At 58.9% G+C, this 12971-nt stretch carries 12 protein-coding genes and 1 pseudogene; 4 read left to right on the top strand and 9 right to left on the bottom strand.

Translation table 11 applies throughout. From position 1 onward, the window contains the following. Positions 1–24: 24 nt before the first annotated feature. The 7 genes and pseudogenes from ACE04F_RS03420 to ACE04F_RS03450 all read right to left on the bottom strand — a co-directional run. A pseudogene (locus ACE04F_RS03420) lies at positions 25–319 on the bottom strand (EAL domain-containing protein); the annotation flags it as partial. A gap of 446 nt (positions 320–765) precedes the next feature. Then, complete coding sequence (speD, locus tag ACE04F_RS03425; RefSeq protein WP_486104874.1) at positions 766–1128, bottom strand: adenosylmethionine decarboxylase; 363 nt, start codon at positions 1126–1128, stop codon at positions 766–768. 139 nt (positions 1129–1267) lie between these two features. Beyond that, a complete protein-coding gene (locus tag ACE04F_RS03430) occupies positions 1268–1972 on the bottom strand; it encodes a YczE/YyaS/YitT family protein (protein WP_486104876.1) in 705 nt (234 codons plus the stop codon). A 57-nt stretch (positions 1973–2029) separates the two neighbouring features. After that, positions 2030–2962 (bottom strand): ROK family protein, encoded by a 933-nt coding sequence (locus ACE04F_RS03435; RefSeq protein ID WP_486104878.1) that lies wholly within the window; start codon positions 2960–2962, stop codon positions 2030–2032. Beyond that, positions 2962–3705 carry an SDR family NAD(P)-dependent oxidoreductase gene (locus ACE04F_RS03440; RefSeq protein ID WP_434694718.1) on the bottom strand — a complete coding sequence of 248 codons (744 nt, stop codon included), beginning with the start codon at positions 3703–3705 and terminating at the stop codon, positions 2962–2964. Before ACE04F_RS03440 ends, ACE04F_RS03435 begins: the two co-directional genes overlap by 1 nt. Before the next feature lie 22 nt (positions 3706–3727). Then, on the bottom strand, positions 3728–4672 hold the full coding sequence (locus ACE04F_RS03445; protein ID WP_434694720.1) for a transglutaminase domain-containing protein: 945 nt from the start codon (positions 4670–4672) through the stop codon (positions 3728–3730). An 8-nt stretch (positions 4673–4680) separates the two neighbouring features. Next, complete coding sequence (locus ACE04F_RS03450) at positions 4681–5967, bottom strand: alkaline phosphatase family protein (protein ID WP_486104880.1); 1287 nt, start codon at positions 5965–5967, stop codon at positions 4681–4683. Between the two features lie 551 nt (positions 5968–6518). Here ACE04F_RS03450 and ACE04F_RS03455 point away from each other — a divergent pair. Genes ACE04F_RS03455 through ACE04F_RS03470 form a run of 4 tightly spaced genes read left to right on the top strand, consistent with a single transcriptional unit; the run spans position 6519 to position 11086 of the window. After that, on the top strand, positions 6519–7727 hold the full coding sequence (locus ACE04F_RS03455; RefSeq protein WP_486104882.1) for a DegT/DnrJ/EryC1/StrS family aminotransferase: 1209 nt from the start codon (positions 6519–6521) through the stop codon (positions 7725–7727). Next, a complete protein-coding gene (locus ACE04F_RS03460; RefSeq protein ID WP_486104884.1) occupies positions 7724–8815 on the top strand; it encodes a Gfo/Idh/MocA family protein in 1092 nt (363 codons plus the stop codon). Before ACE04F_RS03455 ends, ACE04F_RS03460 begins: the two co-directional genes overlap by 4 nt. A gap of 31 nt (positions 8816–8846) precedes the next feature. Further along, on the top strand, positions 8847–10202 hold the full coding sequence (locus tag ACE04F_RS03465) for an MATE family efflux transporter (RefSeq protein ID WP_486104886.1): 1356 nt from the start codon (positions 8847–8849) through the stop codon (positions 10200–10202). A gap of 23 nt (positions 10203–10225) precedes the next feature. Next, positions 10226–11086 (top strand): glycosyltransferase family 2 protein, encoded by an 861-nt coding sequence (locus ACE04F_RS03470; protein ID WP_434694729.1) that lies wholly within the window; start codon positions 10226–10228, stop codon positions 11084–11086. Here ACE04F_RS03470 and ACE04F_RS03475 read toward each other — a convergent pair. Together ACE04F_RS03475 and ACE04F_RS03480 are read right to left on the bottom strand one after the other, a co-directional pair. Then, positions 11038–11784 (bottom strand): PIG-L deacetylase family protein, encoded by a 747-nt coding sequence (locus ACE04F_RS03475; RefSeq protein ID WP_434694730.1) that lies wholly within the window; start codon positions 11782–11784, stop codon positions 11038–11040. The two genes, ACE04F_RS03470 and ACE04F_RS03475, sit on opposite strands and share 49 nt — an antisense overlap. After that, complete coding sequence (locus tag ACE04F_RS03480; protein WP_486104889.1) at positions 11781–12941, bottom strand: bis-aminopropyl spermidine synthase family protein; 1161 nt, start codon at positions 12939–12941, stop codon at positions 11781–11783. The genes ACE04F_RS03475 and ACE04F_RS03480 overlap by 4 nt, the downstream gene beginning before the upstream one ends. Positions 12942–12971 lie beyond the last annotated feature (30 nt).

Here is a 12971-nt window from a genome sequence, read left to right on the forward strand (position 1 = left end):
CGGGCCTTGCATACAAGTATCCCTGCTAATGCTCAGCAAGCAATCTGGAATGTCCAGCAGGCCCAACCTTGCGGCTTCCTCGATGGCTTTCACCCGGCAAGCCTGGTCGAATCGGTAGCGGTGGCTGTCGTTCACGAGCCCCAGGATGGTAGCCAGCCGATTCGCCATTGACACCTCTGACCAACGCCTCATACGCAAACGCAGCGTGTGTCCGGCCGTTGAAAATAGGCTGGAAGGCCATGGTGAAATCGAACCCCAGCGCCTCACGGTTGCGGCATTCGGCGCATCCGAGCGATTGGAATGGAGGGCTTTTCGTCATGAGCAATGTTCCGTGGCGGTCGTGATACATTCCTGCGGTTACAAGGGACGGTAGTCGACACCACCTGAGTCGGCGCGGGCCGAAGTGTGTGGCGCACCAAATCGGCACAATCCGTCACCGTATTCACCGTGACGGCGGGCAACTCGCCTGGGAGGTGATCCATGCTTAACTGCTTGGAAAAAGCCAACGCTACCTTGCCCAGGGCGTTGCAATGCAACTGCAGTTCAGTGTCGATGCGCACACCAATATCAACGATAATGGCAGTCTTTGAGTTCGGCTATGCCACCGTCAAACCGGTAGACGAATATCTATCGGCTTAGCCGGGTGTCGACTTGATTCTGGGCCCCGTCGAGGCCCTTGTTTTCAACATCACGTACATACAATCTGACACTCCCACACCAAGGCACCAGGTGTAGCCCAAGGCGAAAACGCACTACTCCTACTCATCACTCACAACCTCTCTTTACAGTTTTCACTTCATATTCGACACAATTGAGTGTAGAGCAGATGAATTCAAAAGCGTCATCTGGATTGCACTTGCTACCACACGTGAATATATCGAGAAACAGAGCCCCGAGTTCCGGATAGGTGTGAAAGGAGGCGTGAGATTCCTCTAACAGAACTAAAACCGTAACGCCTTGAGGCTCAAATTGTTTAACGATAGTTCCACAGACAGTTGCGCCTGCCTTATTCACGGCCGCGCATAAGAGCGCCGTCAAAAAGCCCGTATCATTCAGCTGTTCCGGGTCGACACTGTACAGTTCACCCATGGTATGTTTTCCAAAGAAAGTTCCAGAAAAATTCTCCATGCAAGCGCCGCCTCCAAATTCTTACAATTGACGAAAGCCCCCTCGAACAACCTTCTCATGCAGACAAAACGACACGTCAAGGCCTTCACGCCTGCACAAGAGCAACTGATCAAGGGTCTCTCAGGACAAAGCCATTCGCTTATTCTATGAGTAGTATCTTTTTATTTTTCAAACCGTAATTATCCAGGCGCAGATAACGTTCGTTCATGCTCATAAAGGGTTTTATCAGCGGGGCAATGACGAGCAAAAATGCAAGGGTGCCAATACCGAAAGGGCCGCCCAGGCTCCAGCCCACCAGGAAAATGGATATTTCCAAGAGCATTTTTGCCAGTGTGAAGGAACACCCCGTCTTTTGCATGATAGTAATCACCAGTAAATCAATGACTCGAATACCGATGCCGCTCATGATGATCAGGGCCGACGCATACGCGCACACACCCAACCCGATGGCGAGTAACCAGTAAGGGCCGACACTCGACGCCAATAAGTGATCCAGCGACATATACAACCACAGGTCGATAAACAATCCGGTCAACGTAGTGGTGACAAAAGGGCTTAACGGTGGCCATTGCTTGTTCCAGATGGCCCACCAGATCAACAAGGCAATGGAAAAGATCGCCGAGCAGGCGCCGATGCCGACGCCTAACTTGCCATTAAGGCCAATCACAAACACATCCAGCGGGTCAGTGCCCAGACGACTGACAATAAAGAACAGCGCGCCCATCGAAAACAGCATCACGCCGATCAGATACATGCTCAATCGATCCAGCGATAGCCAGGCACGCAGCGTCCTGATCAGAAGGCCTCTGACCCCGCTTGGCGCTTCCATTTTCTCTTTGCTCATTGAGTGACGCTCCATGTGTGTCAGGGTTTGTGTGTTTGCGGTGCGCAGAGGCGCCACTTAGCGAGTGCACATGGAAATGAAGCTCAGGCCATTGCCCACATGACGAATAGTGGTTTTGGAGGTGTCGATGCCGCCTTCGCAGATTTCGTTCTGGACGTCATGCGATGCCTCGGCCAGATACAGCCCGCCCAACACAGAAGCTTCGGTACCTTGTGGAGACTGCATCACCAACGGAGCGGTGAGGGTTGCTTTCAAATAGCCAGGCTCACGCAGCAGAGCTCCCACCAGTTGCGGCATTTCTGGAAAACGCCCCAACATGCCGCCGCCCAGGCACACCACTTCCACCCGGAAAAGCTCCACCAGGTTGGCAATCGCCAACGACAGTGCCTGCACGGCACGCAGTCGCCAATGAACGAGCGTGGCCTCGTCCGAAAACCCCATCGACGCGACGAATTTGTCCAGTGAGCGGAACGACGCGTAAGCCTGCAGGCATCCCGCACGCCCGCAACTGCAAGGCGCGCCCCCCGGCCAAACCAGCAAATGCCCCAGCTCCCGATCAGGCAACATCCGGCCTTGATAAACCACGCCGCCGCCGACGCCGGTGCCCAGGGAAAAGTGCACCAGGTTCGAGGCCCGCATCACCGTGGCGTCACCGAAGGTGGCGGCGGTACCGTCATCGCACCAAATCACCCGTTCAACCTTGGCGATGCGCAACGCAGAACCGATGGCCAAGCCCTCCCAGTCGGGCCGGTTAGGCCAACGAACGATAGTGCCGTCGGAGTTCAGCGTCGGAGCACTGGCGATCACCAGCGTGTTGATCGGGCCGTATAGGCCAATCTGCTGCTTGAGCAGGGCCACGGCCTGGTTGAGAATGCTTTGCGGCGCGCACCCTGCAGGAATTTCAATACGTTCACGCTGAACCACTCGCCCCATAACACTGAAGTGAATAGCCATTTTGCTGCCACCCAGATCAACACTCGCGCAATGCATCAGAAACGCCCCCCGCCATCGACCGCGATGATCGCGCCATTGATATAGGAGGCCCGTGCCGAGGCCAGAAAGCTCACAATAGGGGCGATCTCCTCGGGGCGCCCCAGACGACGTAACCCGATGTTGCGGCAGACCTCCTGTGCATCAGCCTCGCTGTAATGCGTCTGTGGGCCAGCCACGGCACCGGGTGCCACGACATTCACGGTAATGCCGTACTCACCGACCTCAAACGCCAATGACCTGGCAAAACCGTGCAGCGCAGCCTTGGACGCGGCATATACACTTTGCCCCGGCATGCCCTGTTCGCCCGCACGGGAGCCGATCAACACGATGCGTCCCACGCGTTGGCGCAACATCGGGCGCAAGACCTGCCGGACCAGCCGTGCCGTAGCGTCGAAGTTGAGGTCGAACAACTGATCGCAATCCGCCTGGTTCGTCAGCAAGGCAGACTTACGCAGCATCTTCGCGGCGCAACAGATCAATACATCGATGCCGCGCCCCCCCTCGGTCAAGGTCGCCAGCATGTGCGTGGTCGCCTCCGGGGACGTCAGATCACACGCCAACGGCGTGAGGGTGCCGGGCAATGCTTCGGTCTTTGCAACCAAGGCATGCATCGGTTCAACATTGCAATGGTACAGCCCGACGACAAACGCGCCTTGGCGAACCAGTTCTTCACATATTGCATCACCCAGTACACCGGAGGCTCCTGTGACCAGGCATACCCGTCCATTCAGTTCCAGCATAATCTTCCCTATCTGCGATCAATTAAACCGGCAGCTGAACCGCTACCCTGTATGACACCTGATATTGTGCGGTGCATGCCGTCGCCACAGGGAGCTGGCGGAAATACTGGTGTTTGAAACAACTCAGGCAGGGTGCCCCGTCCCGATCATAAGCCTCGACAGGCGAGAGCCTAAGCAAGGCGCCCATCGGTGATCGGTACAATGGCCACGCGTTTTGCGACAATCCCGCGTGCTGCGACAAGAGGCGAATCATGAGCGGGTCCACGGCAATCCACTCATCTCGAACCCTAAATTCAGCCCAGTAATGGCCCGTGGCATAGGGAGCACTGAGCAACAGGCCGAACACTTGCCTGGCCGGCAAACCGCGCCGATGCGCCTGAGCCACCAACAACTTGGAAAAGCCGCCGCATTCCGCCAGTTTGTGCATGCCCATGAACTCGACATCCCAACGCACGGCGTCGTGCAACATATAAAATTGCATGTCGGCACTGATCTCTTCGACCAGTTCCCGGAATGGACTCGGCAGCAAAAAATGTCGGCCGGATATGACCAAAGCCTCTCGGTATAAGTCGCCGGTTTCAGGCACCGGCACGGACAGCAGATTTCCAGCACGTGTCAACACCTGCACCGGCCCCGTGGGCAGGGGTTTTTCGCTGAGCGAATAGACCAGGTCGAGGTGACGTTCCCGCTCGGATTCACGAAATGCCGCTGCCCAACTGCGCATGGCCAGTTTGTGCAACGAAGGCCTGCGCAAATGCAGCGACAGGTTGTACAGGTCGTCCGGATCAAAGGACTCATCACGCCCTGGCCCTGTTGAGGCCAACCCCATGAACTTGAGCGATTCAAGCTCTGCGGCCGACAACCCATACAAGGTCGTATCGGCCGCCGTGACACTGAAGCGCCGATGGCGATCATCGACCTTCGCCAGGTTGCCCAGAATCTCTTGAGCCGATGCTTTGTCATTCATGCCTGGGTTCAGCATATGAAACTCGGCATTTCGCACTGCGCCGGCGCCGCGCAGCCACTCAACGCGGCGATCGAGGGAGCAATCTGCTGCAACTGCAAAGCCCCTTCAGGCGCCTCAATCGACGCGCCGTCGAGCAGCACGAAACCTTGGTCCCGATGCCAGCCCGATTGTGAAGTGCGCCGGACATGATTGGCCCAACGCGGGTCGCCCAACGGTGGCCGTCGTGCATCCGCCGGGGTGACGATCAAGGTCGGCGCGAGATGCGTGAACGGGCCCTGGTAAACCTGTTCCCGATGGCGAACCTGGGCCAGCGCAGGGCTGCCATCGCCGAAGCGGATGTTACGCAGGCATTGTTCGACCAACTGCCGCTGGTGCAGGCTGGAACGTCCTTGATTGCATAGGTCGGCGCACAGCATCACGCCATGGGAGCCCTGCACGGTTTCCAGCGCCACACTGCGCTTGAGGTCCACCCGACCCTGCGCGTCGAGCACCTGCAAACCCGCCGCCTGCAGATGCTCGTCGATGGAGAAAAAACCATTCAACTCGCCAAAGCCCATCTCCGAAAACACCAACATCGACTCGGGGTCGAGTGATTGCAGGCGCTGACACGCTTGATCAATAAAATCATAGGCGCGCAGCACATGCGGGCGCTCCCCTGCATCGTCTGCCTGCATCTCATACCACAGGAAATGCGACAAACGATCCGCCAACGTCAGGTTGACGATCATCACGTCCGCTTCTGCGCCGAGTGCCATGGCGGTATCGAGTTGATGCTCAGCAATCCGATAGGCCTGCGTGGCAAAGTCCTCGAAGGGTTGCCCCGTATAGAACAGCGAGACGTCGTGGGCATAACGCACCCCACGACCATTCAAGTCTCGCAGCAGGCTCCGTGGATGGCTGGTGTTCATGGAGTTTTGCATCGGGTAGGTGATCAGCGTGCCGTTGACAGGCTGTGGCGGTTGGGTCAGCTGGACATTGATCACTGCAAAACGCTGATCGGCCATTTCCGGCCACTCCCAAAGGCGCGCCGACATGACATCGGTGGACTCAAGGATACGCGGGATCTCTCCGGAGCTATGGGCGCTCCAATAGGAAAAGCAACCATGCTGCCCAGGGTTGACACCCGAAAAAGCCGTCGCAAGATTGCTCGGTTCGTAAGGCACCGGACCACAATCCAAATGCCGATAAGAGTGACCGTGCATGCGCTGTGAAAACCACGGAAGTCGACCTTTGGCAACTTCGGATTCCAACACTAACGGATCCATCCCTTCGGCAATGACGACGAGTGTCTTCATATTACCTGCAACCTCTTATCATCCATGATTGAAGTCTGCCAATCCCTTTTCAATAGGGGCAAGCAGAACTTTACCGCGACACCGCTCGGGCAGCCTGGCTGCATCTTAGTTGCTCAAGCCATTTAACAAGCACGACATTGCCTACGTCTAATTATTCAACAGACGCTTATCTATCAGCCTCATTGCTTGACCCTCGCTGCTAGAAAATCCGGGCGAAAGGCGCCAAACCACGGCGGTCTGGCGCCACCGCCGGGAATCCGGTGCAATTGGCGATTTTTTAACACAGAAAATCGTCACGTACGATAAATGCGAAAACCAGGTTATTTCACAATATTACAAAAGATTTCCAAAAATAACCTTGCAATAAGTTTTTCAAGCCATGCTATCTTTTTCCCGACGCTTCGCTTACAACTGAAAACGCGAGCGGCGCAAAAGTAAAACTTGCCAGCTATAACTATCGACGCACGAACAACCGAGCTTGAAGATAGTTGAAATATTTCGCGGAGCAGTACATCGGCTGCTCTTATTTACCTCTCCAAGGGACTGGATAAATGACCTTAGCTCTTCATGGTGGTACCCCTGTGCGTCAAGCGCCGTATCCAAGCTGGCCACAGTTTGGAGCCGCGGAGGAAAGTGCTTTACTGCGCAGTCTGCACCAAGGCCATTGGTGGCGGATGCAAGGCAATGAGAACCTGAATTTCGAGAAAGCCTTTGCCCAATTGCACGGTGCCCACTCAGCATTTGCCGTCGCCAATGGCACCGTGGCCATTGAAATAGCCCTGCAAGCCGCCGGCATCGTCGCAGGCGACGAGGTCATCGTTCCGGCGTTCACGTTTATCTCGACCTCAATGGCCTGCCAGCGTATCGGTGCGACTGCCATTCCCGTCGACGTCCTGTCCGATACGTTCTGCATTGACCCGGCCGCTGTGGAAGCCAACATCGGCCCGCGCACCCGGGCCATCATTCCGGTGCATATGTCTGGGCACATGTGTGACATGGTCCGCTTGCTGAGTATCGCCGACCGTCACCAACTGGTGATCATTCAAGACGCTGCCCATGCTCATGGCGCCCGCGGTCGTGCCGATACCGGCATTGGCGAATACGGCACCCTGGCGTGCTTCAGCTTCCAGAACTTCAAACTGATGACCGCCGGCGAAGGAGGCTTGGTGCTTTGCCCAAATGAAGAACTGCGCGAAAAGGTCTTCCTCTACGGCAATTGCGGGCGGCCGCAAGGCGATCGCAGCTATCAGCACACGGTGGTTGGCACCAATGCCCGCCTGAGTGAATTCAGCGCGGCGGTGCTCAGTGCCCAGTTAACCCGCCTGGACTTCCAGACGCAGGTGCGCCAGCGCAACGCGGCGCTCTTGTTCGAGGTGCTCGAGCGTTCCGGCCTGGTCACCCCACAGGCTCGCACTCAAGATGCTCACACCCACCCGTACTACATGTTTGTCTTCACCCTCAATACGCGTTCGGGGCAAGCAAAGTGGGACCGCAACCACGTCGTCGAAGCGCTGATTGCTGAAGGCATACCCGCGTTCCGGACGTATCAGGCGCTCTACCGCATCCCGAGTTTCTGGCAACCGCCTGCGCCTTCCGAGCACAACCTGGCCCATTACATTGCCGCCTGCCCTGTGAGCGAACAGGTTGCCCAGCACGGCATCTGGATACACCACCGCGCCCTGCTGGGCAATGAACAGGACACGCTGGACATTGCCACCGCCATTACCAAGGTCCTCACACTCCTGGCCAACGAGCCATGAAAGACCCGTGCGTCGCCTTCATCGGCGCGGGTTGGGTGGTACGCACTATCTGGGCACCGTTGCTGGCGCAACAGGCGGCTCGGATTGTCTCGATCATCGACCCCCATCTGCCCTCCCGAGAGGCGTTCAGTGACTTGCCTGTCGCGCCTCGCCAACACGGGTGCGTCAGCGACAAGGCCCTGGAGGGCTGCAACCTGGCGTTCATCTGCTCTCCGAACGCCAGGCATGTCAGCCAGGCAATCAGGGCGATGAACAAAGGCTTGCACGTTATCCTGGAGAAGCCCGCGTGCCTGAGCGCCAACGATGCCCATGCCTTGATCGAGCACAGCCGCCAGGCCGGAGTCGAGGTATTGGTCACCGCGGCCGCTTCACACCGCAGCGACGTAGGCGCCATGCTGGAAGCCGTCGCCCGGGGCGATGTAGGCACCCTGCACTGCATCGACGTGAGCTGGCGCCGGCGTAACGGAGTGCCCCGCCCCGGTTCCTGGTTCACCCGCGCGGACCAGGCACTGGCGGGGTCCGGAGCGGACTTGGGTTGGCACTTGCTGGAGGTGGCCTTACAGGTACTGGGCTATCCCCTTGTCGACGCGGCACTGTGCAATCACGTCCCCGCCGCCCCCGACGAGGCCAGCCGCGAGGCCACCTGGCGGGAGGACGAGGATGGCAACAGCACCAGCGCGATCGACGTTGAATCGCAATCCTACAGCTGCCTGCAAACCCGCGGGGGTGCGCTGATCCGCTTGAGCACCGCCTGGGCCTCCCATCAACGGCAGGACGAAACAGTGATCACGCTGTACGGCAGCGCCGGGCAATTGTGCTTGCGCACCACCTTCGGCTTCAGCCAGAACCGCGTCAAACACCCCAGCCTGGTGTTGAGCGTTGCGGGAATCGATACCCCGCTGGGATTTGCCGACGAGGAAAACGTGGCGCCTTACCGACAGTTCCTCGCGCGCAGGATTGCGCTGATTGGCGAATGCGCAGCCAGCCGAGAGCTGGAATACCGCAAGTTGCAGTCGCTGGCCAGCGCCATGTCGGCCATGTACCCCCACCAGTCACCCCCCGGCGGCGCCCTTCATCGCCAGCCCTGATGCTGCTTGCAACGCCCAAGGAGAAAACACCATGGCAGAGTTCACACTGCTCAAAGACAAGCTTGTGCAATTGTCCAAGCTGTCAGGGCCGATTGTCGTGTCGCGCATCGGCTTTTTGTTGTTGTCACTGGTCGACACCCTGATGGTCGGCCGCTATGCCACCGAGTCACTGGCGGCCATCTCCATCACCCATGCCATCGCCGACACCTACATGCTGATCGCCGCCGGCCTGCTCTTCGGCATTCTGGTCATGGGGTCGATCGCCATGGGCAAGCAGGCGCCAGGAGAGGCCGGGCTCGCTGCTCAACGCGGAGTTGTCTGTGCCCTGGCCCTTGGCCTGGCTTGCGCGCTGGCAAGTGTCGCAAGCTTGCCTTTGCTGGTGCTGTTCGGAGTACAGGCGCCGCTGGCTGCCGCGATTTCCGAACTCATGGTGGTGGTCGCCCTGGGGTTGCCGGCGATCCTGATCTACATCGCCTATTCCTTTTTCCTTGAAGGTATTTCCCGCCCCCTGCCGGCGACCGTGGTGATTCTGGGCGGTAACCTGATCAATGCCGGCTTGTGCTACGCCATGGTGTACGGCGAGTTCGGCTTTACTGAAATGGGCGCCTTGGGTTCTGCCTGGTGCACCACGTTCGTCAGGGTCCTGATGGCGCTGGCGATTATTGTGTATGTACACCGTGTGATGGCAGATCGTGCCGATTTCGGGGTCAATGAACGCTTCAAATGGGCATGGGCCGACTGGAAGATGCAGCGTCAGATCGGTTATGGCGGGGGCCTGAGCTTTGGCATCGAAGCCGGCGCCTTCATGTTGATCGCGATCATGGCCGGGGCGGCCTCGCCGGTCATCGCGGCGGCCTGCGCAGTGGTGGTCAATATTCGCTCGATTCTGTTCATGATTCCCATGGGAATCGGCTTCGCCACTTCGATCCAGGTTGGCATGGCCTATGGCAACGACGACGCGCGAGACATCAACCTTTCCACCTGGAGCGGCCTGTTTCTCGGGGTGTCGCTGACGGCTGCCTGTGCGCTGCTCCTGGCCGTCGTGCCAGGCCCTTTGCTCGCTCAATACAGCAACGATGACCAACTGTTGCAGGTGGCCGTACCGGCCCTGTTGGTGCTTGCTCTGGCCCTGCCCTTCGATGCCTGGCAAGGCGTCATGTCCAATGCCCTGCGCGGGCGGGAGGACGCCATGGCGCCGACGGCAATTCATGCAATCGCTTACCTGCTCGTCATGACCCCGCTGGGGTGGCTGCTGACGCTGCATTGGCAACGGGGCCTTAACGGCATCGTCGAGGCTATTCTGATCGGCAACCTGCTCGCCGCCGGGCTGATGACCCTGCGCCACTACCGGCTCAACCAACGAGCCCGGCTACCGGACCTTGCATGAGCGCGTCCGTGGGGAAGAGTCTTATGCGACTTTCAGTGATCATGCCGGTGCATGCCAAGGCCGAACGTTTGCGCTTGTGCCTGGCCAGTTTGCGGCGCCAGCACCAGCGCTGCCATTTTGAAACGATTATCGTCGCCGACGCCGCACAACCTGCGGTCCTGGCCCAGGTCAAGGCCCTGTCGTTCGCCCGTGTGCTCACCACACCCGGGCTGGGGCGGGCCGCTGCCAGAAACCTGGGGGCCAGTGTGGCAAGTGGCGACATCCTGCTGTTCATCGATGATGACGTGCTGGTCCAAGATGGTTTTATTGAAGCGCATATCCAGGCCCAACGACGTCAGCCGGGGCTCGTGCATGGCCGGCTGCGCGAACTGATCGCCCTGACACCTCTGACAGACCCGGCCCAAGGCACCCCGGGTTGCCCGCCAATCCTGGAAGAGGACCTGCTCCAGGGGCGCTGGTGCCCCCAGTCGGCGCGAGTCATGGCCAACCCGCTGGAACAAGCGGCAGAACACCCGCGCGCAGTGCAGTGGCCATGGTTGGCGAGCGCAGGGGCGAACATTTCGGTGAGCCGCCAGGCCTGGAACCTGGTCGGCGGCTTCGACGCCTCCTATGGCAAGCGCTGGGGCATGGAAGACCTGGATTTCGGCTATCGGCTGTGGCAAGCCAGGGTACCGATCGCCTTGGAAATCCGGGCCTGTGGCTACCACATGTCCCATCACAACCCTATGCGCTGGGATGATCACCGACACAACCTGACATTGTTCCAGCAACGAGCAAAGACCCCTGAGGCCATGGCCCTCGACGATTTGCTCTCGCCCACCGGTTCGCTGGTGCGTTACATCGAACGGGTCGACCAGATCCGGCAAATCGCCTCATCGCCTTGAACCTGGCAGTGTTCGGCCAATTGCTCGAGAAAACGCCCCTGGCTCCCGAACAACATCAATACCTGGCTGCGGTAGCACAGCGCAGCCTCCCGCCAGGCCGACCATGAGCACCTGAGTGTTTCTTCGCAGGCACTCAGACCCAGGCTGTCCAGATGCTCGCGTAACGTCTGCTCGCCCAGGCCATGGGCATACGGGAAGTCGGCGTAGTAATACACCCTGTTAACGAGCTGACGGGCCAGGCAATGGGTCAGGCAATGATCGACGTGGCGGCCAATGGCCAAGGGCGCAAAGACAATGTCTTCTGGCGTTAGCAATGCCTGAACGCGGGCCACCTGCTGCGGGTCCAACGCCGGCCAGCGTTCAGGCTCTGGTGCAAGGAACAAGGCTTGGGGCGCATCGTAGGCAAAGTCCCCTGCGTAGTCCCGTCGCAGAGCGGCATCTTCGAATCCCATGCTCAGGCGCTCAAAAGACAGGCGTGCGGCGCCATTACAGTCCTCCTGGCGTCGCCACTCAGGCGCTGCAAACCGCCGCCAGCGCTCGTGCGCCGGCAGGTTTGCAACACAGTCTGGCGCCTGCTCGCCATCGAACAGGGTCAATAACACGATGGTGCGCCCGGCAGCCCAGCGACCAATGCCACTGCCAAGGGACCACACCGCGTCATCCGGATGAGGGGACAGCAGCACCACGCGAGCGCTCACGGAACCGCCACCGCCTGGGTGTTATGAGCATACAACTGCCCCAAGCGCAAAAAGCGTGAGACCTCTCGATCATTACGCTGTACCACACGGCAACGCCCCATTTTCAAGGGCGAAAGCTGGATGTCGGGAAAATTGTCCATCGCCACCCACGACAGATGTGCAAAACGTTGGCGCAGCACGCCTAAGGTGTCGTCACACGCCTGCCGACGGTGTTCTGCCGATTGCCGGGCCAGTGCCGGGATGCTTGCGCCAAAGGCGTCTTCGAATGCCGCGCACACATGGGTTTCAGGACACGGCACGGTGTAATCCATGTACACCCCGAACCGCGCCAGGGTTTGGTGCATTTGCGCCTCCAGGTTGAGCTGGTGTGCGCACTGCACTTCATGGCTGCCAAAGTTGAGGTAGCCGCTACGCATCGCCGCAGGGGCCTTGAGTGACTGAAGCGCACGGCAGATAAACATCAGCAACCCGCCCTGGTCCTTGAATCCATTGACCGCGAAGCAATCGAAACGCCCGACTAACGCAGGCGGCAGCGGTTGGAAAACGTCGTATTCGACCACCTCGATGTTGGTGAACCCCTGCGCCTTGGCAACTCGGTCGATGGTTGCGAGCAACTGCGGGTCGATATCGGCCACCACGATCGGCTGGCGGTATCCGTGCACGGCCAGAAACAACGAGAACAGTGCATCATCGCCCAACAGCAATAGGCTGCCGTGGTTCAGGTCACCCAGGCTTTGCATGATCTTGTAGCGGCGGATCAACGTTTCGTAAGTCTCTACGGACTGGCTGTACTGGCTTTTTTTGTCATTGAGCAAATCGGCAAGGATGTCTCTGAACCTGGGGTTCAACTGCAAGCAGTCATCACCCACCAGGTGCAGGCCTTGACCGGGCAGACGCTGTTCGCTTTCCTCTGCCCTCACCCAGCGATATTGGCCGGCGTCTATGACTTGGCGAAGCTGCCCATGCGCCAGCAGATCAACCAGGCACCACAAGACCTGGCGTACCGTCAGCCGGGAGGATAAGAGCTGGTAGATCCGCCGCGGCGCAGCCAGCTTGGAAAGCAAGTCATCCAGCGCCGCCTCATCCACCGCGACGCGTGATGGCAGCGCTGACAAGCCCATCCGTAAGCGTAATTTGATTTCAACGAAGTCTTCCATGCAGCCTCCTGCTCGTAAAAAATGCGGGTG

The organism is Pseudomonas sp. AGC41, assembly GCF_057334555.1.